Genomic DNA, 26,524 nt, shown 5'->3' with positions numbered 1-26,524 from the left:
GGCTAGTACTTCCTCTCCATCGGCTGGTACCGGGTGATCACGACGGGCTTCCAGTCGAGCCGGATGTGGTCACCGGCGTCGGAGGAGTGGGCGTCACCGGAGAGGTACGCCATCGTGTGCTGCATGTAGTTCTCGTCGTCGCGCTTCGGGAAGTCGTCGCGCATGTGACCGCCACGGCTCTCCTTGCGGTTGCGCGCCGAGTAGACGACGACCTCGGCGAGGTCGAGCAGGAAGCCCAGCTCGACGGCCTCGAGGAGGTCGGTGTTGAAGCGCTTGCCCTTGTCCTGCACCGAGATGTTGCGGAACCGGTCGCGCAGGCGCTGGATGGTCCCGGTGACCGCCTCGAGGGACTCGTCGGTGCGGAACACCTGGGCGTTCTTGTCCATCTCGTCCTGCAGCTCCTTGCGGATCGAGGCGATCCGCTCGGTGCCGGTCGCGGAGCGGAGCGAGGCGAGCATGTCGCGGATCGCGCCGGCCGGGTCGGCGGGCAGGGGGGTGAAGTCGACCGTCTTGGCGTAGTCGGCGGCGTTGTTGCCGCTGCGCTTGCCGAAGACGTTGATGTCGAGGAGGGAGTTGGTGCCGAGGCGGTTGGAGCCGTGCACCGAGACGCACGCGCATTCGCCGGCGGCGTAGAGGCCGGGGACGACGGTCGTGTTGTTTGAGAGCACCTCGGCCTTGACGTTGGTCGGGATGCCGCCCATCGCGTAGTGCGCGGTCGGCATCACCGGGACCGGCTCGACCACCGGGTCGACGCCCAGGTAGGTGCGGGCGAACTCCGTGATGTCGGGGAGCTTGGTCTCGAGGACCTCGGCGCCGAGGTGGGTGCAGTCCAGCAGCACGTAGTCCTTGTGCGGTCCGGCACCGCGGCCCTCCGCCACCTCCTGGACCATGCAGCGGGCGACGATGTCGCGCGGCGCGAGGTCCTTGATGGTGGGGGCGTAGCGCTCCATGAAGCGCTCGCCCGAGGCGTTGCGGAGGATCGCACCCTCTCCTCGCGCTCCCTCGGTGAGGAGGATGCCGAGGCCGGCGAGGCCGGTCGGGTGGAACTGGAAGAACTCCATGTCCTCCAGCGGGAGGCCCTTGCGCCAGATGATGCCCACGCCGTCGCCGGTGAGGGTGTGCGCGTTGGAGGTGGTCTTGTAGATCTTGCCGAAGCCGCCAGTCGCGAAGATGATCGCCTTCGCCTGGAAGACGTGCAGCTCGCCCGTGGCCAGCTCGTAGGCGACGACGCCGGAGGGCTTGTTCACCCCGTCGACCTCGGTCATCACCAGGTCGAGGACGTAGAACTCGTTGTAGAAGTTGATGCCGAGCCGGACGCAGTTCTGGAACAGCGTCTGCAGGATCATGTGGCCGGTCCGGTCGGCCGCGTAGCAGGCCCGGCGGACGGGCGCCTTGCCGTGGTCGCGGGTGTGGCCGCCGAAGCGGCGCTGGTCGATCTTGCCCTCCTCGGTGCGGTTGAAGGGCAGGCCCATGTTCTCGAGGTCGATGACCGCGTCGATGGCCTCCTTCGCGAGGATCTCGGCCGCGTCCTGGTCGACGAGATAGTCGCCGCCCTTGACGGTGTCGAAGGTGTGCCACTCCCAGCTGTCCTCCTCGACGTTCGCGAGGGCGGCGGCCATGCCGCCCTGCGCCGCACCGGTGTGGGAGCGGGTCGGGTACAGCTTCGAGATCACGGCCGTCTTCGCCTTGGGGCCGGCCTCGATGGCCGCGCGCATCCCGGCACCGCCGGCGCCGACGATGACGACGTCGAACTGGTGGTAGTGGACGCCGTCGGGTCCGACGGTCTGCGCGAAGGCGCTCTGGTCGGCGCCGGTGTGGGAGTGGCCTGGTGTGCTCACGGGGTGGGTGCTCCGTCGTACGGGGATGGGAGGGGGAGGTGCCGGGACGCGGAGCCGCGGACCGGGAGGGGCGCGGGCCCCTCTCCGATCCGCGGCGCCGCGGTCACGCTGCGCAGAAGGAGGGCAGCAGGTCCGCGGCGGTGCCGGCGGGGCACGGGTCGAACGCGAAGACGACCCAGGTGCCGAGCGCGATCAGCGCGACGACCGCGACGAGGATGCCGCCCTTGAAGGCCTTGGCCAGCAGGGGCGAGGTCGCGTAGTCGTTGACCAGCGTGCGCATGCCGTTGCCGCCGTGGATCAGCGCGAGCCACAGCATCAGGACGTCCCACCACTGCCAGAACGGGTTCGCCAGCTTGCCGCCGACGAAGCCGAAGTCGATGGCCTTGATGCCGTCGCCCAGCAGCAGGTTGTAGATGAGGTGCCCGAAGATCAGGACGATCAGCACGACGCCGGAGGCGCGCATGTAGATCCAGCCCCACTTCTCCCAGTTGGTGCCGGAGGAGCGGGTCGGGGTGTGCGGGGTCCGCGGTGCGGCGACGGTGCTCAATGTGCACCCCCCTCGCTGAAGACGTTGATCAGGTGGCGCGGGGCGAAGCCGAGCATCAGCACGACCCAGAGGCCCATGACGACCCAGAAGAGCACGCGCTGGTTGCGGGTGGCCCAGCTCCAGAAGTCGACCAGGATGATCCGCAGGCCGTTCAGCGCGTGGAACGCGATGGCGCCCACGAGCCCGGTCTCGCCGAGTCCCATGATCGGGTTCTTGTAGGTGCCGATGACCGCGTTGTACGCCTCGGGGCTCACGGCGATGAGAGCGGAGTCGAGGACGTGGACGAGGAGGAAGAAGAAGATGGCGACACCGGTGATCCGGTGAAGCACCCACGACCACATGCCTTCGCGACCGCGGTACAGGGTGCCGGCCGGACGCCGGATCTTCCCCTGCTTCCGGGGTGCGAGGGTTTGAGCAGCTTGAACTGACACGAACAACCCTCCCTGGTTGTGCTCCGACGGCCTGACCTGTTCCCGCGTCGCGTGGACGGGGACGGGGCGGGGAGCGACGAGAAACTCGCCTTCCGATTCTAAGCGAGCGCGCAGGCGGGCGCGGCTTAGGCGAGCCTTAGCTGCGGGGCAGGGCGAGGGCCGGCGCCCCCGCGGTCGCGTAGTGCGCGAGGAGCTCGTCGGTGAGCGCGCTCCAGGTGCGGTGGAGCACGCGGCGGCGGCCCGCTTCGCCGAGCCGGGCGCGCAGGGCGGGATCGCGGACCAGGCGCTCCACCTGCCGGCGGAGGTCGGAGTCGCTCTCGGGCGCGTAGAGCAGGCCGTCCACGCCGTGCTCGATCAGGTCGGTGGGGCCGCCCGCGTGCGGCGCGACCACCGCGGTGCCGGACGCCTGCGCCTCCTGGACCGTCTGACCGAACGTCTCCTCCGTGCCCGTGTGCACGAAGACGTCGAGCGCGGCGAAGACTGCCGGCAGCCGGTCGCCGTCGAGCCGGCCGAGCATCCGCGCCGCCGGGCCCAGGGCGGCGGCGACCCGGGCGGAGGAGGGGCCGTAGCCGCCCACGACGAGCTCCGCGTGCGGAAGGGAGGCGAGCGCCGCCATCCGCTCCACCCTCTTCTCGGGAGAGAGGCGCCCGATGTAGCCGACGAGCGCGTCCTCGGCGCCGAGTCCGGCCCGGACGTCCTGCGCGTAGGGGGAGGAGCGGCGGCGCGGGTGGAAGCGCTCGCTCTGCACGCCGCGGCCCCACAGCGCGGTGCGCTCGATGCCGGCGGCGGCGAGGTCGTCGAGGGCGCTGGTGGAGGGGGCGAGGGTCAGGTCCGCCCCGGCGTGGATCTGGCGGATCACCCGCCAGGCGAGGGCTCGGGCGCCGCGGATGCCGTAGCGGGCCGCGAAGCGCGCGACGTCCGTCTGGTAGATCGCGACACTCGGCACGCCGAGCCGGCCGGCCGAGGCGATGGCGCGGGCGCCGAGGAGGAAGGGTGAGGCGACGTGCACGACGTCGGGCTCGAAGTCGGCCAGCTCCCGGGTGAGGGCGAGCGTGGGGATCCCGACCGGGAAGTCGCGGTAGGCGATCGCCGGGTGCTCCACGACGCGGTGGCCCGCGTAGTGGCCCGGCGCCCCCGCGGCCGGGCAGACGACGAGCGCCTCGATCCCGCGCTCCGCGAACTCGTCGAGCACCCGCAGGACGCTCGTGGTCACGCCGTTCAACGACGGCAGGAAGCTCTCGGTGACGACCGCGACTCTCACGCTCCGGACGCTACGGCGCCGGAGTGAACGGCGGCGCGCGACGGGGTGAACGGACGGTCGCGCTCGGGCTCCCTTGTATCCTGCGGACATGACATCACCTGAGACCGATGGCCGCGCCCCGCTCGACCGCTTCTACAGCGTGATCCCCGCCGGCGGGATCGGCTCGAGGCTGTGGCCGCTCTCCCGGGCCGACGCCCCGAAGTTCCTGCACGATCTGACGGGATCGGGACAGACCCTCCTCCGCGACACGTGGGACCGCCTCGCCCCCATCTCGGGCGCCGACCGGATCATGGTCGTGACCGGCCGCGCGCACCGCGCCGCCGTCGAGGAGCAGCTCGAGAGCCTCGAGGACCTCAACGTCGTCCTCGAGAGCGAGCCGCGCGACTCCTCCGCCGCGATCGGTCTGGCCGCCGCCATCCTCGAGCGCCGCGAGCCGGGCGTGATCATCGGCTCGTTCGCCGCCGACCACGTCATCAGCGGCCAGCAGCTCTTCCACGACGCGGTCGCCGAGGCCGTCGTCGCGGCGGACGCGGGCTACATCGCGACCATCGGCATCACGCCGACCGAGCCGGCCGTGGGCTTCGGCTACATCCGCACGGGGAAGCACCTCGGGATCGACGGGGCGACGCACACGCTCGCCGTCGACTCCTTCGTCGAGAAGCCCGACGCCGACACCGCGCGCGCCTACCTCTCGAGCGGTCAGTACCTCTGGAACGCGGGCATGTTCATCGCCCGCGCCGACCGCCTCCTCGAGGAGCTCGGCCGCGCCAAGCCGAAGCTGCTCGCCGGACTGCTCGAGCTCGCCGCCGCCTGGGACACCCCGGAGCGCGGCGCGGTCGTCGACCGCATCTGGCCGGGCCTGGAGAAGATCGCGATCGACTACTCCGTCGCCGAGCCGGCCGCGGCCGCGGGCAAGCTGGCCGTCGTGCCGGGCCACTTCTCCTGGGACGACGTGGGCGACTTCGCGTCCATCGCGAAGCTGCATTCGAGCGGGCTCCGCTCGGACCTCGCCATCCTCGGTGAGGACGCCCGCGTGCTGGCCGACTCCGCGACGGGCATCGTCGTCAGCGGCGGCAACCGCACCATCGCCCTCATCGGAGTGAAGGACATCGTCGTCGTGGACACCCCCGACGCGCTCCTGGTCACCACGACCGAGAACGCCCAGAAGGTCAAGGGCGTCGTCGACGCCCTGCGCCTCTCCGGCCGCACCGACGTCCTCTAGCCCCTCGTCCCCACCCGTCGGAGCGCGGCCCTCCCCAGGAGGCGCCGCGCTTCGCCGTTCCGCCCCGCTTCCCCGTGCGCGTGCGGCCGGTCTCGATACCCCGCTGCGCGGCTACTCGACCACCGTGGGGAGCATCCCGTCCCCGCCCGATCGCGCGCAGCGCGGAGCTCCCTCCGAGCGCCCTCGACGTAGGCCAGCAGGGGAGAGGGCCGCGAGCCGGAATCGCGTGCCAGCGATTCAGGCCAGCCCGACGCGACCCGCTCTGCGGAACGCTCCCGTAGGGGAGCCGACCGCGCCGGGCCGCTCCGCGGCGCGGAATCGAGCACAGCCGCGTGCCAGCGATTCAGGCCAGCCCGATGCGACCCGCTCTGCGGAACGCTCCCGTAGGGGAGCCGACCGCGCCGGGCCGCTCCGCGGCGCGGAATCGAGCACAGCCGCGTGCCAGCGATTCAGGCCAGCCCGACGCGACCCGCTCTGCGGAACGCTCCCGTAGGGGAGCCGACCGCGCCGGGCCGCTCCGCGGCGCGGAATCGAGCACAGCCGCGTGCGAGCGATTCAGGCCGGCCCGACGCGACCCGCTCTGCGGAACGCTCCCGTAGAGAGGCCGACCGCGCTCTGTGATGCGCTCCGCGCATCACAGGAAGATCAACACTGTGTAACGCTTCCTGAGGTCTACCGTCCGGGCGGCTGAGCGGCTTGTCACATTTAGTAACGTGTGGGGATCGACGCCCTGCTGCGCTCGTCGCGCGGGGCCGCATTCCTGGAGGACGACATCTTGACTATCACCTCGCGTAAGGCCGCGTTCGGCGGTCTCGCCGCCCTCGGCGTCACCGCGCTTCTCGCCGGTTGCGCCTCCGCCCCCGAGGAGAGCGGCTCCAGCGCCGCCGCCGGTGGCGACTTCCTGCCCTGCATGGTCTCCGACGCGGGCGGGTTCGACGACAAGTCGTTCAACGAGCTCGGCTACAACGGCCTCGTGAAGGCCTCGGAGGACCTCGGCGTCACGCCGAAGACCGTCACCTCGGAGTCCGAGACGGACTACGCCCCGAACCTCACCAGCCTCGTCGACCAGGGCTGCAACCTGATCATCACCGTCGGCTTCGCGCTGGCCGAGGCCACGTCGGCCGCCGCCGAGGCGAACACCGACATCGACTTCGCGATCATCGACGACGCGTCGATCGACCTGCCGAACGTCAAGCCGATCACCTTCGACACCTCGCAGGCGGCGTTCCTGGCCGGCTACACGGCCGCGTCGTACTCCAAGACCGGCGTCGTCGGCACCTACGGCGGCCAGCAGTTCCCGACCGTCACGATCTTCATGGACGGCTACGCCGACGGCGTGAAGTACTACAACGAGCAGAAGGGGAAGGACGTCAAGGTCGTCGGCTGGGACGTCGACGCGCAGACCGGCTCCTTCACCGGCGGCTTCGCGGCGGGCGTCGAGGCCAAGTCGGCCGCCCAGTCGCTGATCGACCAGAACGCGGACGTCATCCTCCCCGTCGGCGGTCCGATCTTCCAGTCGGCGATCGAGGCGATCCGCGACTCCGGCAAGGACATCGCGATGGTCGGCGTGGACGCGGACCTCTACGAGACCTACCCCGACGGCGCCGACCTGTACCTGACCTCGATCCTCAAGGGCATCGAGGCAGGCACCACCGACGTCACCAGCACCGCCGGAGCCGACGACTTCGATCCCACTCCCTTCGTGGGCACCCTCGAGAACGACGGAGTCGGCATCGCGCCGTTCCACGACTTCGAGTCGAAGGTCTCGGGCGACCTGCAGGGCGAGCTCGACACCATCAAGGCGGGCATCATCGACGGCTCCATCACCGTCACCTCCCCGTCCGCTCCCGCGGCGTCCTAGCCGCTTCCTCGAAGAGGCCGGCGGGCCCGAGCACACCTCGGGCCCGCCGGCCTCTTCGTCGGTCCGGGGGGCGGATCGGCTCCGCTCCGCCCCGGATCCGGGCCGACGGCGCAACGTGGCGCGAACCGAAAGTTAGATTGGTCCCATGAAGCTCGAACTGCGTGGCATCACGAAGCGCTTCGGCGCGCTCGTGGCCAACGACCACATCGATCTCACCGTCGAACCCGGTGAGATCCACTGCCTCCTCGGCGAGAACGGCGCGGGCAAGTCGACGCTCATGAACGTGCTCTACGGCCTGTACCAGGCCGAGGAGGGGGAGATCCTGCTGGACGACGCGGTCCAGCACTTCTCCGGTCCGGGCGACGCCATGAAGGCGGGCATCGGGATGGTCCACCAGCACTTCATGCTCGTCCCCGTGTTCACCGTCGCCGAGAACGTCATGCTGGGCCACGAGGAGACGAAGGCCGGCGGACGCCTGGACCTCGCCGCCGCGCGCGCCCGGGTGCGGGAGATCTCGGACCGCTTCGGCTTCGACGTGGATCCCGACGCCCTGGTCGAGGACCTCCCCGTCGGCGTGCAGCAGCGGGTCGAGATCATCAAGGCGCTCTCGCGCGACGCCCGGGTGCTCGTGTTCGACGAGCCGACCGCGGTGCTGACACCGCAGGAGACCGACGAGCTGATCGCGATCATGCGCCAGCTGCGCGCGGCCGGGACCGCCATCGTCTTCATCACGCACAAGCTGCGCGAGGTGCGCGAGGTGGGCGACCGCATCACGGTCATCCGCCTCGGCAGAGTGGTGGGGGAGGCGTCGCCGACGGCGAGCAACGCCGAGCTCGCCTCGCTGATGGTCGGCCGCGCCGTCGAGCTCACGGTGCAGAAGGAGCAGGCGGTGCCGGGCGACGAGGCCCTCGTCGTCTCGAACCTCACCGTGCGCGACGCCAACGGCCAGGCCGTCGTCGACGACGTCTCCTTCGAGGTCCGCCGCGGCGAGATCCTCGCGATCGCGGGCGTGCAGGGCAACGGCCAGACCGAGCTCACCGAGGCGATCATGGGCCTGCAGGAGCGGGTCGAGGGCTCAGTGACCCTGGACGGGCGCCGCCTCGACGGGCTGTCCGTGCGCCGCGTCCTCGAGTCGGGGGTCGGCTTCGTCCCCGAGGACCGCACCGAGGACGGTCTGGTCGCCGAGTTCACGATCGCCGAGAACCTCATGCTCGACCGCAGCGACCGCGGACCGTTCGTGAAGGGCCTGGGCCTGCGGCTCAAGGAGCTCGAGCGCTTCGCCGAGGAGCGGGTGCGCGAGTTCGACGTGCGCGCCCAGGGGATCGGCACCCATGTCGGCCGCCTCTCCGGCGGCAACCAGCAGAAGGTGGTGCTCGCGCGCGAGCTCAGCCGGGAGCTGCGGCTGTTCATCGCGGCGCAGCCCACCCGCGGCATCGACGTCGGCTCCATCGAGTTCGTCCACAAGCGCATCGTCGAGACGCGCGACACCGGGGTCCCCGTGATCGTGGTGTCGACCGAGCTCGACGAGGTCGCGGCGCTCGCCGACCGCATCGCGGTCATGTACAAGGGCGGGATCATCGGCATCGTCCCCGCCGACACGCCCCGCGAGGTCCTGGGGCTCATGATGGCCGGGCAGACGCCCGCCGAGAAGGGAGCGGCGGCGTGAGCGACGCGCAACTGCCCGCGGTCGATCCCGACGCGGAGACCGAGAAGGCGTCCGGGCTCGAGCCCGGCCAGAAGCCGGATCAGGAGGTGCGCCCCGGCCCGCTCGAGAGCGGCGCCTCCCGCGTCCTGCGCGAGATCCTCTCCGGCACCGCGCTGATGTCGGTGCTCGCCGTGCTGCTCTCCCTCATCGCGGGCGGCGTGCTGATCGCCGCGACCGACAAGGACGTCCAGGCGGCGTCGGGCTACTTCTTCGCCCGGCCGCTCGACACCCTGCAGGCGATCTGGCAGTCCGTCTCCGGCGCCTACTCCTCGCTCTTCCAGGGCTCGGTCTACAACTTCCGCCGCGAGGGCTTCGCCAACGGCATCAAGCCGCTGACGGACACCCTGGCCTTCGCGACGCCGCTGATCGCCGGCGGCCTCGGAGTGGCGCTGGCCTTCCGCGTCGGCCTGTTCAACATCGGCGGACGCGGCCAGATGCTGATCGCGGCCGCCTGCGCGGGCTGGGTCGGCTTCTCCTTCGACCTGCCGTGGGGCGTGCACCTGATCGTCGCGCTCGCCGCCGGCATCCTGGGCGGAGCGCTCTGGGGCGGACTCGTGGGACTGCTCAAGGCCCGCACCGGCGCGCACGAGGTGATCCTCACGATCATGCTCAACTACGTCGCCTTCTACCTGATCTCCTACCTGCTGCGGACGCCCGGCGCGCTGCAGGCGCCCGGCTCGAACAACCCGAAGTCGCCCGGGATGAAGGAGACCGCGGTCTTCCCGGCCCTCCTCGGCTCCGGCTACTCGCTCACGCTCGGCTTCGTCTTCGCGGTCCTCGCGACCGTGTTCGTCTGGTGGCTCCTGAACCGCTCGACGATCGGCTTCAAGTTCCGGGCGGTGGGAGAGAACCCGCACGCGGCGCGCGTGGCGGGCATCGACGTGAAGAACAGCTACGTGTCCGCGATGCTGCTCTCCGGCGGCCTGCTCGGCCTCGCCGGCAGCGCCCAGGTGATGGGGACGGTCACGACCGGCTTCACCTCCGGGATCGACGCGGGCATCGGCTTCGACGCGATCACGGTCGCGCTGCTGGGCCGCTCCCGCCCCTGGGGCGTGTTCTTCGCCGGCATCCTCTTCGGCGCCTTCAAGGCGGGCGGCTACTCGATGCAGGCCGCCGAGGGCGTGCCGATCGACGTGGTCCTCGTCGTCCAGTCGCTGATCGTCCTCTTCATCGCCGCACCGCCGCTGGTGCGCGCGATCTTCCGCCTCCCGACGCCCGGGGCCGCCCCGAAGCGCCGCACCCGCCGCACCTCGGAGGTGTCCGCATGAGCACCGCCGTCGCCACCGCCCCCGACCGCGTCGTGATCCGCAGCTGGAAGGCGCCGATCGCGTTCGGCGTCTTCGCGCTGCTCGCCGTCGTCCTCTTCGTGGCCCTCGGCCGCGACGGGACGAGCTCGTTCCGCCTCGCCGCGGGCACCGACTTCTTCGCCCTGCCGGACATCCCGTTCCCGACGCGGGGAACGGGAGTGGTCGTCGCGATCCTCCTGGTCGCCCTGGCCGTCGTCTCCGCCGCGCTCACCCGCGCCGGCCGTCGGATCCCGCTCTGGCTCTCGGCGGTCTTCGCCCTGGTCTTCCTGATCGGGTTCCTCGTCTGGGCGTCGGCCGGTGCCGCGCTGCCCGTCTCGGGCCTGCTGCTCGGGACCGTCGGGCTCGCCACTCCGCTGATCTTCGGCTCGCTCGGCGGCGTCATCTCGGAGCGGGTCGGAGTCGTCAACGTCGCGATCGAGGGACAGCTGCTCGCCGGCGCCTTCACCGCGGCGATGGTCGGCTCCCTCACCCGCCAGCCGGTGCTCGGCCTGCTCGCGGCGATGGTCGCGAGCGTCCTGGTGTCCTTCGTGCTGGCCGCCTTCGCGATCAAGTACCTGGTCGACCAGGTGATCGTCGGCGTCGTGCTGAACGTGCTGGTGACCGGCCTGACGAGCTTCCTCTACTCCCAGGTCCTCTCCGCCGACGCGTCGACCTTCAACTCGCCGGTGAAGTTCGACCGCCTCCCGATCCCGGTGCTCAGCCAGGTGCCGATCGTGGGTGCCGTCCTGTTCAACCAGACGGTGATCGTCTACCTGATGTACGTCGCGATCGTCGCGGTGTGGTGGGGCCTGTTCAAGACCAAGTGGGGCCTCCGCCTGCGCGCCGTGGGCGAGCACCCGCAGGCCGCGGACACCGTCGGCATCGATGTCGCCCGCACGCGCTTCTGGAACGTCTCCCTCGCCGGGGCGATCGCCGGAGTCGGCGGCGCGTACTACACGCTCGACGCGGTCGGCGCGTTCGGCAAGGAGATGACCGCGGGTGCGGGCTTCATCGCCCTGGCCGCCGTCATCTTCGGCCGCTGGGACCCGATCAAGGCGACGCTCGCGTCGCTGCTGTTCGGCTTCGCGACCAACCTGCAGAACGTGCTCGGCGTCATCGGCTCGCCCGTGCCGAGCGAGTTCATGCTGATGCTGCCGTACGTCGTGACGATCTTCGCGGTGGCCGGTCTCGTCGGCCAGTCCCGCGGGCCGGCCGCCGCCGGCAAGCCGTACCTGAAGTCCTGAGAGGAGCCGTCGTGACCGACATCGACTGGGAGGCGCTGCGCGAGGCCGCTCTCGAGGCCATGAGCCACGCCTACGTCCCGTACTCGAAGTTCCCCGTCGGGGTCGCCGCGCTCGTGGACGACGGCCGGACGATCTCGGGCTGCAACGTCGAGAACGCCTCCTACGGGCTCACGCTCTGCGCCGAGTGCGCGCTGGTGTCCTCCCTGCACATGACGGGCGGCGGCCGGCTCGTGGCCTTCACCTGCGTCGACGGGAAGGGCGGCGTCCTGATGCCCTGCGGGCGCTGCCGTCAGCTGCTCTTCGAGCACTCGGCCGAGGGCATGCTCCTCCAGACCGTGTCGGGCGTGAAGACGATCGACGAGGTCATCCCCGACGCGTTCGGCCCGCGCACCCTCGAGGCCTACGCCGCCTCCTAGCGCCGCCGTCACCCGCTCCCACTCCCGAACCGAGGACTCCGCATGACCCGCACCACCCCCGTCGAGGACTTCGACGCCGTCGACATCATCCGCACCAAGCGCGACCGCGGCACGCTCTCGACCGCGCAGATCGACTGGCTGATCGACGCCTACACCCGCGGCTACGTCGCCGACGAGCAGATGGCGGCCTTCGCGATGGCGGTCCTGCTGAACGGGATGGAGCGCGACGAGATCCGCGACCTCACCCTGGCGATGATCGCCAGCGGCGAGCGCATGCGGTTCGACGGGCTCGGCAAGCGCACGGTCGACAAGCACTCCACGGGCGGGGTCGGCGACAAGATCACGCTCCCGCTGATGCCGCTGGTCGCCTCCTTCGGCGTCGCGGTGCCCCAGCTCTCGGGACGCGGGCTCGGCCACACGGGCGGAACGCTCGACAAGCTGGAGTCGATCCCGGGCTGGCGGGCCGACCTCGGCAACGAGGAGATGCTGGAGCAGCTGCGGACGGTCGGCGGCGTGATCTGCGCCGCGGGCTCCGGCCTGGCTCCCGCCGACAAGAAGCTCTACGCGCTCCGCGACATCACCGGGACCGTCGAGGCGATCCCGCTGATCGCGTCCTCGATCATGTCGAAGAAGATCGCCGAGGGCACGGACGCACTGGTGCTCGACGTGAAGTTCGGCTCCGGCGCGTTCATGGTCGACATCGAGCGCTCGCGCGAGCTCGCCCGGGCGATGGTCGACCTCGGCAACGACGCGGGGGTGCGGACCACCGCGCTGCTGACCAACATGAACGTGCCGCTCGGGCTGGCCATCGGCAACGCGAACGAGGTGCGGGAGTCGGTCGAGGTGCTCGCCGGCGGCGGCCCCTCGGACGTCCGGGAGCTGACGCTGGCCCTGGCCCGCGAGATGCTGGCCCTCGCCGGGCAGCCGGACGCGGACGTGGAGCGCGCCCTCGACGGCGGCGCCGCCATGGACACCTGGCGTGCGGTCATCCGCGCCCAGGGGGGAGACCCGGACGCGGCCCTCCCCGAGGCCCGCGAGACCCACGTCGTGGTCGCCGAGCGCGACGGCGTGCTGGTGGAGCAGCAGGCGCTGCCGTTCGGCATCGCCGCCTGGCGCCTGGGCGCCGGACGCGCTCGCCAGTCCGACGCGGTGCAGCACGCGGCGGGGATCGACCTGCATGCGAAGCCGGGCGACCTTGTCCGCGCGGGCCAGCCCCTGCTCACGCTCTCGGCCGACGAGCCGGAGCGCTTCGCCCGGGCGCTGGAGGCGCTCGACGGCGCCTACCGGATCGGCGACGACGGCGACGAGGTGCTCGACGGCGGCCCCCTCGTGGCCGAGCGCGTCTCCTAGCTCCGCGCCGCCCAGCACGGAGGAGGCGCCGCCCGGCGAGCCGCTCCTGCCGACCCTCTAGGGTGGTCGGCGAACCACCGCCGACCTGCGAGGAGCACCGTGACCGATCAGACCGAGGAGTACCTCCTTCCCGGTGAGGGCGTCCTCATCGACGAGCTCCCCAAGGTGTCGCTGCACGACCACCTCGACGGAGGCCTGCGGCCCGGCACGGTCCTCGAGATCGCCCGCGAGACGGGCGTGCCGCTCCCGGCCGAGGAGCCGGACGCGCTCGCCGAGTGGTTCCGCGCCACGGCCGACTCCGGCTCCCTCACCGACTACATCGCCACCTTCGAGACGACGGTCGCCGTGATGCAGACCGCGCCGGCGCTCGAGCGCGTGGCCCGCGAGTTCGTGCTCGACCTCGCCGCCGACGGAGTCGTGCACGGCGAGGTGCGCTGGGCGCCGGAGCAGCACCAGCGCGCCGGCCTCTCGCTCGACGCGGCCGTCGAGGCGGTCCAGGAGGGGCTGCAGCAGGGGGTGCAGGAGGCGGCGGCGCAGGGCCACCGGCTCCGCGTCGGCCAGCTGATCACCGCGATGCGGCACGCCGACCGCTCGCTCGAGGTCGCCGAGCTGGCGCTGCGCCACCGCGAGCGCGGCGCGATCGGCTTCGACATCGCCGGAGCCGAGGCGGGCTTCCCCGCCTCGCGCCACCGTGCCGCCTTCGAGCTGCTGGCGGCGGCCCACTTCCCGACCACGGTCCACGCGGGGGAGGCGGACGGCCTCGACAGCATCCGCTCGGCCCTGCTCGACGGACGCGCCCTGCGCCTGGGTCACGGCGTCCGGATCGCCGAGGACATCCGCATCGAGCGCCAGGACGACGACGCGAGCTACGTGACCCTCGGCGAGCTCTCGGAGTGGGTGAAGGACCGCGAGATCGCCCTCGAGCTCAGCCCCTCCTCCAACCTGCAGACCGGCGCCGTCGCAGCGTGGGGCGCCGAGCTCGGGGACCACCCCTTCGACCTGCTCTACCAGCTGGGCTTCCGCGTCACGGTGAACACCGACAACCGCCTGATGAGCGCGACGACCCTCAGCCGCGAGCTCGCCCTCCTGTCCGACGCGTTCGGGTACGACCTCGACGACTTCGAGGCCTTCCAGCTGAACGCGGCTCACGCCGCCTTCCTGCCGCTCGACGAGCGCCGCGAGCTCGTCGAGACGATCAGCGCCGGCTTCGAGGCGGCCTGACGGTGCCGCTGGACGCGCTGCCCGAGGAGGCGGTGGCCCTCCGCCACTCCGCCGGATCGTGGCGGGAGGCCGTCCTCGAGGCGGGCCGCGCGCTTGAGCGGACGGGCGCGGTCGACGCCGCCTACTCGCGGCGCATGGTCGAGCAGGTCGACGTGCTCGGGCCGTACATCGTCATCGCGCCCGGGCTCGCCCTCGCGCACGCCCGGCCCGGCAACGACGTCCTGGCCGACGGCCTCTCCGTCGTCACGCTGGCCGAGCCCGTCGCCTTCGGGCACAGCACCAACGACCCGGTCTCGGTCGTCATCGGGATCGCCGCCACCCGGGCGCACGGACACATCGGCTTCGTCTCCGGGCTCGCCGACGTGCTCAGCCGCCCGGACGCGGTCGGCGCTCTCGCCGCCGCCCGCACCGTCCGCAGCATCAACGCCGTCCTCACCGACAGCACCCCGCACCACCCGCACCACGGAAGAAGCGCATGAAGATCGTCACCCTCTGCGGCGCCGGAATCGGCACCTCCGCCATCCTGAAGCTCGGCGCCGAGCGCGCCCTCGAGACCCTCGACCTCGAGGCCGAGGTGATCGCCTCCGACCTGGACTCCGTCGGCACGCTCGCCGCCGACGCGCAGGTCATCCTCACCTCCGGCGAGCTCGTCGACCGCATCGGCCGCACCTTCGCCGAGGTCGTGGTCATCGACAACTACCTCGACCAGAACGAGATCACGGAGAAGATCGAGCGAGCGCTGGGCTGAGTCGTCTTCTGAGCCGCTCCGTGCGCGGCTCAGCGCGGTCGGCGTAGCGACGGGGTGCGTTCCGCAGAGCGGGTTCCGTCGGGCTGTCTCGAATCGCCCTGAGCGCTTACCTCCTGCAGAACCTGCTCGGCGGCGCCCTCTTCTCCGGCTGGGGACTCGGACTGGCGGTGACCGCTGCGCAGTGGCGTGTCCCGGTGACCGTCGGAGCGTTCCTGCTCCTCGCGGCGGTCGTCGTGCTCGCGGCGCACCTGTGGCTGCGCCGGTTCGAGCTAGGCCCGGTGGAGCGGCTCTGGAAGCGGGGCGAGCGGATCGGTGTCCGCGCGCCCCGCTGACCGGAGGGGGACCTACGCGAGGAGCTCCGCGGCGCCGGTTCGCAGAGCGGCGAGGCGGGACGAGACGGCCGAGCGGCGGACGTCGGCGTCGGAGTCGTGCGACCAGGCGTCGAGGTAGAGCTTGACCTTGGGCTCCGTGCCGCTGGGGCGTGCGATGAGGCGGGCCCCGTCGAGGGAGAAGCGGAGCGCGTCGGTCGGGGGCAGCGCGCCGCCCTCGGCGAGCAGGTCCTCGCTCCGCTCGACGGCGAGCCCGCTGATCGCGGTGGGGGGCGTCGCGCGGAGTCCGGCCATGATCCGGCCGATCTCGGAGAGGTCGGTGACGCGGAGCGAGATCTGCTCCGATCCGAAGAGCCCGAACCGCTCGGCGAAGGACTCCAGCTCATCGTCGATCGTCCGCTCCTCGGCGGCGAGCGCGCTCGCGAGGGAGAGGAAGGCGAGCGCGGCCGAGACACCGTCCTTGTCGCGGACCGTCCCGGGGTTCACCAGGTAGCCGAGCGCCTCCTCGTAGCCGAAGACGAGGTCGGGGACCCGCGAGATCCACTTGAATCCCGTGAGCGTCTCGGCGAAGTCGAGGCCGTAATCGGCCGCCACGGCGCCGAGGGCGGGGGAGGAGACGATCGAGCAGGCGAGCGCTCCTCCGGCGCGGCCCTCGCGGCGGGCCTGCTCAGCGGCGCGCCAGCCGAGCAGCGCTCCGACCTCGTTGCCGGTGAGGCGGCGGAAGCCTTCCGGGATGGAGGCGTCGGGCACGGCGGCGGCGAAGCGGTCGGCGTCCGGGTCGTTCGCCACGATCAGCTGCGCGCGACCGGAGCGCGCCGTCGCGAAGGCGAGGTCGAGGGCGCCCGCCTCCTCCGGATTCGGGAACGCGACCGTCGGGAACGCCGCGTCGGGCTCGATCTGCTCGACCACGACGGCCGGCTCGTCGAAGCCGGCCGCGGAGAGCACGCGGTGCGCCGTCTCCCAGCCCACCCCGTGCATCGCCGTGTAGACGACGCGCAGCGGAGCATCCTGGCGGCCGACCGCGGCCGTCGCCTCGATGTAGGCGGCCACCACGGACTCGTCCGCGAGCCGGTACTCGCCGCGCGGCAGCTCCGGGACGCGTCGGCCGCGCGCGACCGCGAGGATCCGCTCGGCGATCTCGGAGTCGACCGGCGGCACGATCTGCGAGCCCTCGTCGGCGCCGCCGAGGTACACCTTGTAGCCGTTGTCCTGGGGCGGGTTGTGGCTCGCCGTGACCATCACTCCGGCATCGGCGCCGAGGTGGCGCACGGCGAAGGCCAGCACGGGGGTGGGCAGGAGGCGGGGCAGCAGCACCGCGTCCACGCCGGCGCCCGCCATCAGCGCTGCGGAGTCCTCGGCGAAGACGCGCGAGTTCTTCCGGCCGTCGTAGCCGATCACGACGACGGGCCGCTGGACGCCCTGTGCCAGCAGGAAGTCGGCGAGGCCGACGGCGGCCTGCGAGACCAGCACCCGGTTCATCCGGTTGGATCCCGCCGCGATGGCGCCGCGCAGGCCCGCGGTGCCGAAGGCCAGGCGCGCGCCGAAGCGGTCCTCGAGCTCGGCGCGGGCGGAGGCGTCGCCCGAGTCGGAGGCGGTCAGCAGGCCGACCAGCTCCTCGCGCGTCTCCGGGTCGGGGTCCTGGGCGAGCCAGTCCTCGGCGAGGTCCCGGACGTCGGCGCTCACAGGGCGCCCGTGATGCCGGCGAGCAGACGGGCGAGGTCGTCCTCCGCGTCGCGGCCGGCCTCGAGCACCTCCTCGTGGCTGAGGGGGGTCTTCTGGATGCCGGCGGCGAGGTTGGTGATGAGCGACATGCCCAGCACCTCCATGCCCGCCTCGCGCGCGGCGATGGCCTCCAGAGCCGTCGACATGCCGACGATGTGCCCGCCGATGATCTTCGCCATCTGCACCTCGGCCGGGCTCTCGTAGTGCGGCCCGCGGAACTGCACGTACACGCCCTCGTCCAGCTCCGGGCGCGTCCCCCGGGCGAGGTCGCGCAGGCGCGAGGAGTAGAGGTCGGTGAGATCGACGAAGGTCGCGCCCTCGAGCGGCGAGTCGGCGGTGAGGTTGATGTGGTCGCTGATCAGCACGGGGGTTCCGGGGGTCCAGTGCTCCTTGATGCCGCCCGCTCCGTTGGTGAGGATCATCACCGTCGCGCCCGTCGCGGCGGCGGTGCGGACGCTGTGCGCGACGCGGCGCACGCCGTAGCCCTCGTAGTAGTGGGTGCGGGCTCCGATGATCAGCGCGCGCTTGCCGGTGGGGAGCAGCACGGAGCGCAGGGTGCCGCCGTGCCCGTGCACGGCCGGCTTGGAGAAGCCGAGGATCTCGGTGGCCTCCACGGTGGCGGTCGTCTCGCCGATCGCGTCGGCGGCCTTGCCCCAGCCGCTGCCGAGGGTGAGGGCGATGTCGTGCTTCTCGACCCCGGTCGCCTCGGCGATCTGAGCGGCTGCGCGGGCCGCGATCTCGAAGGGATCGGCGTCGGGGGCGTCGAGCGGGTGCAGGGTCTGGTCGGACATCCTCCCACCCTACCGACGGGCTGCGCGGCGGCGGAGGACGGCTGCCGCGGCCGGTCCGACACCCCGCGATTGGGCGAACACTCAGTGAGAGAGGACAATGGGAAGCATGGCTTACGAGTTCGAGCGCGCGCAGAGGATCGCTGTACTCGGAGGGGGGCCCGGCGGCTACGAAGCCGCCATCGCGGGAGCACAGCTCGGCGCCGAGGTCACCCTGGTCGAGCGGGTCGGAGTGGGCGGCTCGGCCGTCATCACCGACGTCGTCCCGTCGAAGTCGCTCATCGCGACGGCGGAGGCGACCAACGCCATCGGCGAGGCCGCCGACCTGGGCGTGCAGTTCTTCACCCGCTCCGAGCAGAACAAGCCGGTCCGCCCGGACGTCGCGGTCAACCTGGCGACGGTGAACAAGCGACTGCTCGGCCTCGCGCGCCAGCAGTCCGAGGACATGCGCGCGAACCTGGTGCACCACGGCGTGCGCATCGTCCAGGGGGACGGGCGCCTGGACGGCTCGAACGCGCTGATCGTCTCGACGGCCGCCGGCGGCGAGGGCATGGACTTCGACCGCATCGAGGCGGACACGATCGTGGTCTCGGTGGGCGCCAGCCCCCGCGTGCTCCCGACCGCGGCTCCCGACGGCGAGCGCATCCTCAGCTGGACCCAGCTCTACAACCTCAAGTCCGTCCCCGAGCACCTCATCGTGGTCGGCTCCGGCGTGACCGGCGCGGAGTTCGCCTCCGCCTACCGCGCGCTCGGCGCGCGCGTGACCCTCATCTCCTCCCGCGACCAGGTGCTGCCCGGCGAGGACGCCGACGCGGCCGCCGTGATCGAGAACGTCTTCAAGCGCAACGGCATGGTCGTGCTCTCGAAGTCGCGCGCCGACCGCGTCGAGCGGACGGAGAAGGGCGTGCAGGCCGTGCTCTCGGACGGACGCGTCGTCGAGGGCTCGCACTGCCTGATGGCCGTCGGCTCCGTGCCGAACACGGCGGGCATCGGTCTCGAGGACGCGGGAGTGCAGCTGACGGAGTCGGGGCACATCCGCGTCAACCGCGTCGCCCGCACCAGCGTCCCGTCGATCTACGCGGCCGGGGACTGCACCACGTTCCTCCCGCTCGCCTCCGTCGCCGCGATGCAGGGCCGCACCGGCGTGTTCCACGCCATGGGCGACGCCGTGAACCCGACCGAGGTGCGCAACGTCGCGGCCAACATCTTCACCCAGCCCGAGATCGCGACCGTCGGGTGGAGCCAGCGCGAGATCGAGGAGGGGATCGCGCAGGGCGAGATCTACAAGCTCCCGCTCGCAGCGAACCCGCGGGCGAAGATGATGGGGATCCGCGACGGCTTCGTGAAGCTGTTCGCGCGCACGGGCTCCGGCACCGTCATCGGAGGCGTCATCGTCGCTCCCAAGGCGAGCGAGCTGATCTTCCCGCTCGCCCTCGCCGTGGAGCACCGTCTGACCGTCGACCAGGTCGCGCGGGCCTTCACCGTCTATCCGAGCCTCACCGGCTCGATCTCGGACGCCGCGCGCGCCATGCACATCGTCACCTGACGCCCGTCCCTCCGCCGGGCCGCGCCGGGAGTGGCCCTCCATCGGCAGAGCGCGCGATCGGGAATCGCGTGCGAAGCGATTCTCGGCAGCGCGACGCTAGCCGCTCTGCGGTAGCCCCCCACATCGAGGAGCCGACCGCGCCGGGCCGCGCGGGGAGCGGCCCGGAACGGGCTCAGACGATCTGGAGGAGCACGTGCCCTGCGGGGACGGTCGAGCCGGCCTCCGCGTCGAGGCCCTTCACGACGCCGTCCTTGTGGGCGGTGAGCGGCTGCTCCATCTTCATCGCCTCGAGGACGACGACCAGGTCGCCGGTGACGACGGTGTCGCCCTCGGCGACGGCGACCTTGACGATCGTGGCCTGCATGGGCGAGGCGACGGAGTCGCCCGTGACGGTGCTGACGGAGGAGGAGCCGCGGCGCTTCGGGGAGGCCGCAGCAGTTCCGCGGGCGGGTCCCGAGCCGACCAGGTCGGCGGGGAGGGTGACCTCGACGCGGCGCCCGTCCACCTCGACCACCACGTTCTGACGAGCCGCCGGCTCGGAGGCCGCTCCGGGCTCGCCGCTCCAGGCCGGGATCGTGTTCTCGAACTCGGTCTCGATCCAGCGGGTGTAGATCGTGAAGGGCGCGCCGCCCTCGGGAGCGAAGGCCGGGTCCTCGACGATCGCGCGGTGGAAGGGGAGGACGGTCGGCAGGCCGGTGACCTCGAACTCGGCGAGGGCGCGGCGCGAGCGCTCCAGCGCCTGCTCGCGGCTGTCGCCGGTGACGATCAGCTTCGCGAGGAGGGAGTCGAAGGAGCCGGAGATCACGTCGCCGGCGACGACGCCGGAGTCGACGCGGACGCCGGGTCCCCCGGGGGCCTTGAAGACGTGCACCGGGCCCGGGGCGGGGAGGAAGCCGCGGCCCGCGTCCTCGCCGTTGATGCGGAACTCGAAGGAGTGGCCGCGGGGCGCCGGGTCGTCGTAGTCGAGCACGCCGCCCTCGGCGAGGCGGAACTGCTCGCGCACGAGGTCGATGCCGGTGATCTCCTCCGACACGGGGTGCTCGACCTGGAGGCGGGTGTTCACCTCGAGGAAGGACACCGTGCCGTCCTTGCCGATCAGGAACTCGCAGGTCCCGGCGCCGAGGTAGCCGACCTCCTGCAGGATCGCCTTCGAGGCGCGGTAGAGCTCGGTGTTCTGCGCGTCGGTCAGGAACGGCGCGGGCGCCTCCTCGACGAGCTTCTGGTGGCGGCGCTGGAGGGAGCAGTCGCGGGTGGAGACGACGACGACGTTGCCGTGCGCGTCGGCCAGGCACTGGGTCTCGACGTGGCGCGGCTGATCGAGGTACTTCTCGACGAAGCACTCGCCGCGGCCGAACGCGGCGACGGCCTCGCGCGTGGCGGAGGCGAACAGCTCCTCGACCTCGTCGCGCTCGCGGGCGACCTTGAGGCCGCGGCCGCCGCCGCCGAAGGCCGCCTTGATCGCGACGGGGAGGCCGTACTGGTCCACGAACTCGAGCACCTCGGCGGCGCCGGAGACCGGGTTGAGGGTTCCCGGAGCGAGCGGGGCGCCGACCTTCTCGGCGACGTGGCGGGCCGAGACCTTGTCGCCGAGGCGCTCGATGGCCTCGGGGCCGGGGCCGATCCAGATCAGGCCGGCGTCGATGACGGCGCGGGCGAAGTCGGCGTTCTCGGCGAGGAACCCGTAGCCGGGGTGCACGGCGTCGGCACCGGAGCGGCGCGCCACCGAGAGCAGCTTGTCGATGACGAGGTAGGTCTCGGCGCTGGTCGTCCCGCCGAGGGCGTAGGCCTCGTCGGCGAGACGGCTGTGCACGGCGTCGCGGTCCTGGTCGGCGTAGACGGCGACGGAGGCGATCCCGCTGTCGCGGGCGGCGCGGATGACTCGGACGGCGATCTCGCCCCGGTTGGCGACGAGCACCTTCGTAATCTTCGGCATGGTCCCCAACCCTAGGGGGCGGCTCCGCCCGGTCCGGCGCGGCTCACCACAAAGAAGCGGAGGGCCTTCGTCGGTTCCTCACAAGGGCGGGACGGACCTCAGCGGTTCCACAGCGCGGTCCAGTCGACGCCGAGGCTCCGCACCAGAGCACGGAGGGTCGGCACCGACATCCCGATCACCGTCGAGGGGTCGCCCTCGATCGCGGTGATGAAGCCGGCGCCGCGGCCGTCGATGGTGAAGGCTCCGGCCACCTCGAGCGGCTCGCCGGTGGCGACGTAGGCGTCGATCTCGGCGTCGTCGATGTCGTCGGCGAAGGTGACGGCGGCGGAGGTGACCGCTCCGGCCTCGGCGACGATCCTCCCGCCGCGGTGGTCGACGAGCCAGTGGCCGGAGTGGAGGCGGCCGGTGCGTCCGCGCTGGGCGCGCCAGCGCTCCCGGGCCCGCTCCGGCTCGTGCGGCTTGCCGTGGACGACGCCGTCGAGGACGAACGCGGAGTCGCCGCCGAGCACCAGCCCGTCGATCTGCGGGCCGAGGACGGCGTGCGCCTTGGCGCGGGCGAGCAGCGAGACGGTGGCATCCGCGTCCAGCGCCGCGCCCCGCTCCTGCTCGGCTCGGGCGACGGCCGCGGGCTCGTCCACCTCGGAGGGGACGACGACGGGCTCGATCCCGGAGGCCCGCAGCAGCGCGAGGCGCGCGGGGGAGGTGGAGGCGAGGTAGAGGCGCACGAGGGCTCCCTGCGGCCGGGCCCACGCTGTGGGATGCTCGACGGATGGCACAGACCCCGTCCCGAGCATCCGCCCGCCCCGACGGGGCCGACGACGCACTCGGGACCGAGATCGAGCTCGACATTAGCAATGTCGCCCACGGCGGCGTGTTCGTCGCCCGGCACGAGGGCCGCGTCGTCTTCGTCCCGGACGTCCTCCCCGGGGAGCGCGTGCGGGCGCGGATCAGCGAGGTCCGGCACGACAGCTTCTGGCGCGCCGAGGCGCTCGAGGTGCTCGAGGCGTCCGAGCACCGGGTGGAGCACGTCTGGCCCGAGGCCGCTCTCCACCGCCGCCCGGAGGAGCGCGTCGGCGGTGCCGAGCTCGGCCACGCCGACCTCGCCTACCAGCGCGAGCTGAAGCGCCTCGTGCTGGTCGACTCCTTCTCCCGCTTCGCCCGCCGCGAGGTCGAGGTGGAGGTCTCGCCGATCGGCGGGGACGACGCGTCCGGCGGCCTCGGCTGGCGCACGCGGAACCGCCTCCACGTCGACGACGACGGACGGGTCGGCCCCTACGCGGCGCGCAGCCATCACGTCGTCACGGTGGAGTCGCTGCCCCTCGCGACCGCCGACTCCTCCCTGGCCGCACCGCTGGGCGAGCGCCTCGCCCCCGGCTCGGTGGTCGACCTCGTCGACGCTGCCGGGTCCGAGGGGGCCGCGGTGCTCGTGCGCGACCCCTCCGGCAAGCGCGCCCGCCGCGACCGCACGGTCGTCAGCGAGTTCGTCGCCGACCGCACCTTCCGCGTCGACCGCACCGGCTTCTGGCAGGTGCACCGCGGAGCCGCCGCCGCGCTCTTCGAGGCCGTGCAGGCCGCCGTCGACGCGGACGCGGCGGATCCGTCGGCCGCCAACCACGACCTCTACGGCGGAGTGGGGCTGCTCGCCGCGGCGCTGGCCGACCGCCTCGGCTCGGGCGTGCGCGTGACCAGCGTCGAGAGCGACTCCCGCGCCACCGAGCACGCGCTCGAGAACCTGGCCGACCAGGTCGGCGCCCGCGCGGTGACCGCCCGCGTCGACCGCTACCTCCGCGACGTCGTCGCCCAGGCCGATGCGCGCGAGCGGGCGCGGTGGCGCGCAGCCACCGTGGTCCTCGACCCGCCCCGCTCGGGCGCCGGCCGCGCGGTCACCGACGCTCTCGCGGAGCTGCGGCCGGCGCAGCTCGTCTACGTCGCCTGCGACCCGGTCGCGCTCGCCCGCGACGTGGGCGCCCTGACCGGCGCCGGCTACGAGCTCGAGCGCCTCGAGGGCTTCGACCTCTTCCCTCACACCTCCCACGTGGAGGCCGTTGCGCGACTGGTCCGCCGAGGGGACTGACCGCGGGCTCGCGCCTGCGTACCATGGGCGGGATGGAGTCCCACGCCGACGTCGCCGCAGCCGAGGCCCCGCGAGTGCGCGTGGCGATCGTGGACGACCACGAGTCGGTGCGCCTGGGCGTGGCCGCCGCCGTCGAGAGCGCGGGGATGCAGGTGGTCGCCGCCGCCGAGACCGTCGAGGCCCTCGAGAGCACGATCGGCGGCGGCGAGATCGAGGTGCTCGTCCTCGACCTGTCCCTGAACGACGGCTCGAGCATCACCAGCAACGTCAAGTGGGGGCAGGTGCGCGGCTCCGCGGTCCTCGTCCACAGCATCGCCGACCGCGTCGTGGCCGTGCGGGAGGCGCTCGCCGCGGGGGCCGCCGGCGTCATCCCGAAGTCCTCGCCGATGTCGACGGTCGTCGCCGCGATCCGCACCGTCGCCCGCGGCGAGGTCCTCAACAATCTGGAGTGGGCCTCCGCGATCGATGCCGACGACGACTTCGCCCGGGCCGTGCTGGGCCGTCGCGAGCGGGACGTCCTGCACCTCTACGCCTCGGGGCTGCCGCTGAAGCTGGTGGCCGAGCGGCTGCAGATCTCGGTGTCGACGGCGAAGGAGTACCTCGACCGGATCCGCGACAAGTACGTCGAGATCGGGCGTCCCGCTCCGACGAAGGTCGATCTGCTGCGGCGCGCGGTGGAGGACGGAATCCTCCCGGGCATCGACCCGGACGACGGCGATGGCGGGCGCTGAGGCGCCGATCGCCCGCCGCAACGCCGGGCGCGAGCGGATCGACAGGATCATCAGCACCGTCGTGTCGTTCTTCGGCTTCGGCTTCGGCGTGCAGACCGTCCCGCCGATCCTCGCCCAGCTGCCCCTGCTGCGCCCCGAGGTGGCCTGGCCGGTGCTGGTGCTGGTCTTCGGATCGCTCACCGGCGCGGTGGTCACCGCCGTGCTGCGGCGGGGCACGCGGACCACGGCGGTCCTCGTCGCAGTCGGGGTCCTCGTCGCGCTCCTGACCTGGCCGGCCGCCGTCGCCACCGGGGGCGCGGACCGCGAGACCCCGTGGATCTGGTATCTGCTGACGATCGGCACCGCCTTCTGCACGATCGCGGCTCCGCTCCGGATCGCGATCGCGTACGCGTCGGTGACGACCGTGCTGTTCGGGCTGCTGCGCGTGCTCCCCTCCGGCGGCGGGGCGGAGCCGACCCGCGCGATCCTCGACGCCGCCTACGTGGGCATCGTCGGCTTCGTGATGCTGGTGCTGATCACCGTGCTCCGGCAGTCGGCCGACCAGATCGACCGCGCGCAGACCACGGCCATGGAGCAGTACGAGGCGGCGATGCGCCAGCACGCCGGCGAGGTCGAGCGGGTCGAGGTCGACGCCCTGGTGCACGACAACGTGCTCGCGACGCTGCTCTCCGCCGCCTCCGCCGAGTCGCCGGCCGAGCGAGCGCTGGTCTCCTCGATGGCGCAGCGCACCCTCGCCGTGCTGCTGCCCGACCACGAGCCGGAGCCGCCGGAGGGGCTGGTCCCGCTCGAGCTCCTGCACCGCCAGTTCGCCCACGCGGCGTCCACCTTCGGGACCGAGATCGCGGTCGAGGCGGCCGACGGAGTGGATCCGCGCGCGACGACGCTGCCGCGCCCGGTGGCCGAGGCGCTGCTCGGCGCGGTCTGGCAGGCGCTCGCCAACAGCGTCCAGCACGCGGGTCCGAGCGGCAGCGTCCACCGCGCCGTGCACGGGCTCCTGGGCGACGGCGCGGTCGAGGTCGTGGTGGAGGACGACGGCCGCGGCTTCCGGCTCGCCGACGTCCCGCGCGAGCGGCTGGGCATCCGGCTCTCCATCCTCGAGCGGGTGCACAACGCCCGGGGATCGGCGCGGGTCGACTCGGCTCCGGGCGAGGGCACCCGCGTCGTCCTCTCCTGGCGTGCGGACGCCGGAGGAGCACGATGATCGCCTACCCGCGCCCGCTGCTCCAGGCGCTCGGCGCCGGCTTCTCGCTGTACCACGTGGTGCTCGCCTTCTTCTCCTTCCGCATCTCCCCGGCCACTCCGGCCGACCTCGTCGCGATCGCGCTGTACGTCGCGGCGACCGTCGTCGCCCTCTGGCCCGGAGCCACCACCCGGCTCGCGCTGCCCGTCGCGGTCGGGATGACCGCGGTCGCCGTCGCTCTGCCGCTCCTGGTCGCGCCCTCGCTCGATCCGGGCGCCTCCAACGGCTACTCCACCTGGTACATCGCCGCGGTCGGCACGCTGATGACGATCGTCTGCGCCCGCCGCCGCGCGGCCTGCGCCTGGGTCGGCGTCGGCTTCCTTATCGTGCACACGGTGTTCTGGGCAGGCCCGGCCGCTCTGGCCACTCTCGGCGTCGTCGGGGGGATCGCCTGGGTCGCGATCGCGCAGCTGCTCATCGTCGAGCTCGGGCGCGCCGGGTCGGAGGCGCGCGTGCTCGAGGCGGCCGAGCGCGCGGCCGCGTCGTGGCGGGCCGCGGAGGAGGCGCACCTCACGGAGCGCGAGGTCCGGCTGGAGCAGACCCGCGCCCTCGCCGCCGACATGCTGCTGCGCATCGCCGAGCCGGGACCGGACCTCACCGACGAGGAGCGGCGCGAGTGCCGCCTGCTCGAGGCGGCCGTGCGCGACGAGATCCGCGGCCGGCGGCTGCTGGACGACGAGGTGCGGCGTCTCGTGCTCGACGCGCGGAGGCGCGGAGTGACCGTGTCGGTGCTCGACGACGGCGGCCTCGACCGCACCTCCGAGGGCGAGAGCCGACGGGTGCTGGGGGAGCTCGCCCAGGCTCTGAGCGGGATCCGGGAGGAGGTCGACCGCGTGGTGGTGCGCACCGCCTCGGCAGACTCGGCCTCGGCGGTCACGGTCGTGGGCCTGCGGACGGCCGGCGATGGCAGCGCGGGCGCCCTCGGCTCCGACGACGCGGGGGACGAGGTCGACGCCTGGGTCGAGATCCGGCGCGACGGCGTCGGCGGCCGGGACGTCTGACCGGCGGGGAGCGCGCGAGACGGTTCGGCC

24 protein-coding genes are annotated in these 26,524 nt (G+C 72.5%); 16 read left to right on the top strand and 8 right to left on the bottom strand.

From position 1 onward, the window contains the following. Positions 1 to 2 precede the first annotated feature (2 nt). The 4 genes from sdhA to GSU45_RS11375 form a co-directional block, all read right to left on the bottom strand. Complete coding sequence (sdhA, locus tag GSU45_RS11390) at positions 3 to 1,838, bottom strand: succinate dehydrogenase flavoprotein subunit (RefSeq protein WP_159915057.1); 1,836 nt, start codon at positions 1,836 to 1,838, stop codon at positions 3 to 5. Between the two features lie 103 nt (positions 1,839 to 1,941). Next, complete coding sequence (locus GSU45_RS11385) at positions 1,942 to 2,385, bottom strand: succinate dehydrogenase hydrophobic membrane anchor subunit (RefSeq protein WP_104223187.1); 444 nt, start codon at positions 2,383 to 2,385, stop codon at positions 1,942 to 1,944. Further along, the gene (gene sdhC, locus GSU45_RS11380) at positions 2,382 to 2,768 is read right to left on the bottom strand and encodes a succinate dehydrogenase, cytochrome b556 subunit (protein ID WP_258059417.1); all 387 of its coding nucleotides are present in this window, start codon (positions 2,766 to 2,768) and stop codon (positions 2,382 to 2,384) included. The genes GSU45_RS11385 and sdhC overlap by 4 nt, the downstream gene beginning before the upstream one ends. Positions 2,769 to 2,952: 184 nt before the next feature. Then, positions 2,953 to 4,077, bottom strand: coding sequence for a glycosyltransferase family 1 protein (locus GSU45_RS11375; protein ID WP_159915055.1), 1,125 nt, complete (start codon positions 4,075 to 4,077; stop codon positions 2,953 to 2,955). Between the two features lie 88 nt (positions 4,078 to 4,165). Here GSU45_RS11375 and GSU45_RS11370 point away from each other — a divergent pair, with 88 nt between their 5' ends. The 11 genes from GSU45_RS11370 to GSU45_RS11320 all read left to right on the top strand — a co-directional run bounded on the left by GSU45_RS11370 (position 4,166) and on the right by GSU45_RS11320 (position 15,462). After that, on the top strand, positions 4,166 to 5,299 hold the full coding sequence (locus GSU45_RS11370; RefSeq protein WP_159915053.1) for a mannose-1-phosphate guanylyltransferase: 1,134 nt from the start codon (positions 4,166 to 4,168) through the stop codon (positions 5,297 to 5,299). A gap of 775 nt (positions 5,300 to 6,074) precedes the next feature. Continuing rightward, a complete protein-coding gene (locus GSU45_RS11365; RefSeq protein WP_159915051.1) occupies positions 6,075 to 7,160 on the top strand; it encodes a BMP family ABC transporter substrate-binding protein in 1,086 nt (361 codons plus the stop codon). A 145-nt stretch (positions 7,161 to 7,305) separates the two neighbouring features. Continuing rightward, positions 7,306 to 8,826: an ABC transporter ATP-binding protein gene (locus GSU45_RS11360; protein WP_104223182.1), complete on the top strand. Its 1,521-nt coding sequence runs from the start codon at positions 7,306 to 7,308 to the stop codon at positions 8,824 to 8,826. Next, entirely contained in the window at positions 8,823 to 10,133 is a 1,311-nt protein-coding gene (locus tag GSU45_RS11355) for an ABC transporter permease (protein WP_208543430.1), read from the top strand. The genes GSU45_RS11360 and GSU45_RS11355 overlap by 4 nt, the downstream gene beginning before the upstream one ends. Continuing rightward, positions 10,130 to 11,395, top strand: coding sequence for an ABC transporter permease (locus tag GSU45_RS11350; RefSeq protein WP_159915049.1), 1,266 nt, complete (start codon positions 10,130 to 10,132; stop codon positions 11,393 to 11,395). Before GSU45_RS11355 ends, GSU45_RS11350 begins: the two co-directional genes overlap by 4 nt. An 11-nt stretch (positions 11,396 to 11,406) precedes the next feature. After that, positions 11,407 to 11,811: a cytidine deaminase gene (locus tag GSU45_RS11345; RefSeq protein WP_104223180.1), complete on the top strand. Its 405-nt coding sequence runs from the start codon at positions 11,407 to 11,409 to the stop codon at positions 11,809 to 11,811. 42 nt (positions 11,812 to 11,853) lie between these two features. Beyond that, positions 11,854 to 13,161, top strand: coding sequence for a thymidine phosphorylase (locus GSU45_RS11340; RefSeq protein WP_159915047.1), 1,308 nt, complete (start codon positions 11,854 to 11,856; stop codon positions 13,159 to 13,161). Positions 13,162 to 13,260: 99 nt separating this feature from the next. Continuing rightward, positions 13,261 to 14,382 carry an adenosine deaminase gene (locus GSU45_RS11335; protein ID WP_159915045.1) on the top strand — a complete coding sequence of 374 codons (1,122 nt, stop codon included), beginning with the start codon at positions 13,261 to 13,263 and terminating at the stop codon, positions 14,380 to 14,382. Positions 14,383 to 14,384: 2 nt separating this feature from the next. Then, the gene (locus GSU45_RS11330; RefSeq protein WP_159915043.1) at positions 14,385 to 14,861 is read left to right on the top strand and encodes a PTS sugar transporter subunit IIA; all 477 of its coding nucleotides are present in this window, start codon (positions 14,385 to 14,387) and stop codon (positions 14,859 to 14,861) included. Further along, a complete protein-coding gene (locus GSU45_RS11325; protein WP_159915041.1) occupies positions 14,858 to 15,130 on the top strand; it encodes a PTS sugar transporter subunit IIB in 273 nt (90 codons plus the stop codon). The genes GSU45_RS11330 and GSU45_RS11325 overlap by 4 nt, the downstream gene beginning before the upstream one ends. 83 nt (positions 15,131 to 15,213) lie before the next feature. After that, entirely contained in the window at positions 15,214 to 15,462 is a 249-nt protein-coding gene (locus GSU45_RS11320) for a DUF418 domain-containing protein (protein WP_159917094.1), read from the top strand. Positions 15,463 to 15,474: 12 nt separating this feature from the next. Here the strand turns inward: GSU45_RS11320 and GSU45_RS11315 are convergent, their stop codons facing one another. Both GSU45_RS11315 and GSU45_RS11310 read right to left on the bottom strand, forming a co-directional pair. After that, positions 15,475 to 17,142 (bottom strand): phospho-sugar mutase, encoded by a 1,668-nt coding sequence (locus GSU45_RS11315; RefSeq protein WP_159915039.1) that lies wholly within the window; start codon positions 17,140 to 17,142, stop codon positions 15,475 to 15,477. Beyond that, positions 17,139 to 17,972, bottom strand: a complete 834-nt coding sequence (locus tag GSU45_RS11310; protein WP_159915037.1) for a purine-nucleoside phosphorylase — start codon at positions 17,970 to 17,972, stop codon at positions 17,139 to 17,141. The genes GSU45_RS11315 and GSU45_RS11310 overlap by 4 nt, the downstream gene beginning before the upstream one ends. A 106-nt stretch (positions 17,973 to 18,078) precedes the next feature. Between GSU45_RS11310 and GSU45_RS11305 the strand changes: the two genes are divergently transcribed. Then, positions 18,079 to 19,515 (top strand): NAD(P)H-quinone dehydrogenase, encoded by a 1,437-nt coding sequence (locus GSU45_RS11305; protein WP_104223171.1) that lies wholly within the window; start codon positions 18,079 to 18,081, stop codon positions 19,513 to 19,515. A gap of 172 nt (positions 19,516 to 19,687) precedes the next feature. Here GSU45_RS11305 and GSU45_RS11300 read toward each other — a convergent pair whose 3' ends face one another. Next, the gene (locus tag GSU45_RS11300) at positions 19,688 to 21,448 is read right to left on the bottom strand and encodes a biotin carboxylase N-terminal domain-containing protein (protein WP_159915035.1); all 1,761 of its coding nucleotides are present in this window, start codon (positions 21,446 to 21,448) and stop codon (positions 19,688 to 19,690) included. Positions 21,449 to 21,546: 98 nt separating this feature from the next. Then, on the bottom strand, positions 21,547 to 22,173 hold the full coding sequence (locus GSU45_RS11295) for a nucleoside triphosphate pyrophosphatase (protein WP_244248105.1): 627 nt from the start codon (positions 22,171 to 22,173) through the stop codon (positions 21,547 to 21,549). A gap of 44 nt (positions 22,174 to 22,217) precedes the next feature. On the opposite strand from GSU45_RS11295, the gene GSU45_RS11290 reads away from it, so the two are divergent. From GSU45_RS11290 to GSU45_RS11275, 4 genes are read left to right on the top strand one after another with little or no spacing between them, the layout of a single operon-like run. After that, positions 22,218 to 23,522: a TRAM domain-containing protein gene (locus tag GSU45_RS11290; protein WP_159915031.1), complete on the top strand. Its 1,305-nt coding sequence runs from the start codon at positions 22,218 to 22,220 to the stop codon at positions 23,520 to 23,522. Positions 23,523 to 23,554: 32 nt separating this feature from the next. After that, complete coding sequence (locus tag GSU45_RS11285) at positions 23,555 to 24,253, top strand: response regulator transcription factor (protein WP_244248104.1); 699 nt, start codon at positions 23,555 to 23,557, stop codon at positions 24,251 to 24,253. Next, a complete protein-coding gene (locus GSU45_RS11280; protein ID WP_159915027.1) occupies positions 24,240 to 25,454 on the top strand; it encodes an ATP-binding protein in 1,215 nt (404 codons plus the stop codon). The genes GSU45_RS11285 and GSU45_RS11280 overlap by 14 nt, the downstream gene beginning before the upstream one ends. Continuing rightward, positions 25,451 to 26,494, top strand: coding sequence for a hypothetical protein (locus GSU45_RS11275; RefSeq protein ID WP_159915025.1), 1,044 nt, complete (start codon positions 25,451 to 25,453; stop codon positions 26,492 to 26,494). Before GSU45_RS11280 ends, GSU45_RS11275 begins: the two co-directional genes overlap by 4 nt. The last annotated feature ends 30 nt before the right edge of the window (positions 26,495 to 26,524 follow it).

It is taken from the genome of Rathayibacter sp. VKM Ac-2801, from assembly GCF_009834245.1.
GTDB lineage: Bacteria > Actinomycetota > Actinomycetes > Actinomycetales > Microbacteriaceae > Rathayibacter.
Note: the sequence above shows the minus strand (reverse complement) of the source record. Positions and strands in the feature narration are given on the sequence as shown.

Excerpts from the sequence above, each read along its gene's own strand:
- GSU45_RS11370 (WP_159915053.1), top strand. The coding sequence starts at position 4,166 with ATGACATCACCTGAGACCGATGGCCGCGCCCCGCTCGACCGCTTCTAC.
- GSU45_RS11360 (WP_104223182.1), top strand. The coding sequence starts at position 7,306 with ATGAAGCTCGAACTGCGTGGCATCACGAAGCGCTTCGGCGCGCTCGTG.
- GSU45_RS11350 (WP_159915049.1), top strand. The coding sequence starts at position 10,130 with ATGAGCACCGCCGTCGCCACCGCCCCCGACCGCGTCGTGATCCGCAGC.
- GSU45_RS11340 (WP_159915047.1), top strand. The coding sequence starts at position 11,854 with ATGACCCGCACCACCCCCGTCGAGGACTTCGACGCCGTCGACATCATC.
- GSU45_RS11325 (WP_159915041.1), top strand. The coding sequence starts at position 14,858 with ATGAAGATCGTCACCCTCTGCGGCGCCGGAATCGGCACCTCCGCCATC.
- GSU45_RS11310 (WP_159915037.1), bottom strand. The coding sequence starts at position 17,972 with ATGTCCGACCAGACCCTGCACCCGCTCGACGCCCCCGACGCCGATCCC.
- GSU45_RS11305 (WP_104223171.1), top strand. The coding sequence starts at position 18,079 with ATGGCTTACGAGTTCGAGCGCGCGCAGAGGATCGCTGTACTCGGAGGG.
- GSU45_RS11300 (WP_159915035.1), bottom strand. The coding sequence starts at position 21,448 with ATGCCGAAGATTACGAAGGTGCTCGTCGCCAACCGGGGCGAGATCGCC.
- GSU45_RS11290 (WP_159915031.1), top strand. The coding sequence starts at position 22,218 with ATGGCACAGACCCCGTCCCGAGCATCCGCCCGCCCCGACGGGGCCGAC.
- GSU45_RS11285 (WP_244248104.1), top strand. The coding sequence starts at position 23,555 with ATGGAGTCCCACGCCGACGTCGCCGCAGCCGAGGCCCCGCGAGTGCGC.
- GSU45_RS11280 (WP_159915027.1), top strand. The coding sequence starts at position 24,240 with ATGGCGGGCGCTGAGGCGCCGATCGCCCGCCGCAACGCCGGGCGCGAG.
- GSU45_RS11275 (WP_159915025.1), top strand. The coding sequence starts at position 25,451 with ATGATCGCCTACCCGCGCCCGCTGCTCCAGGCGCTCGGCGCCGGCTTC.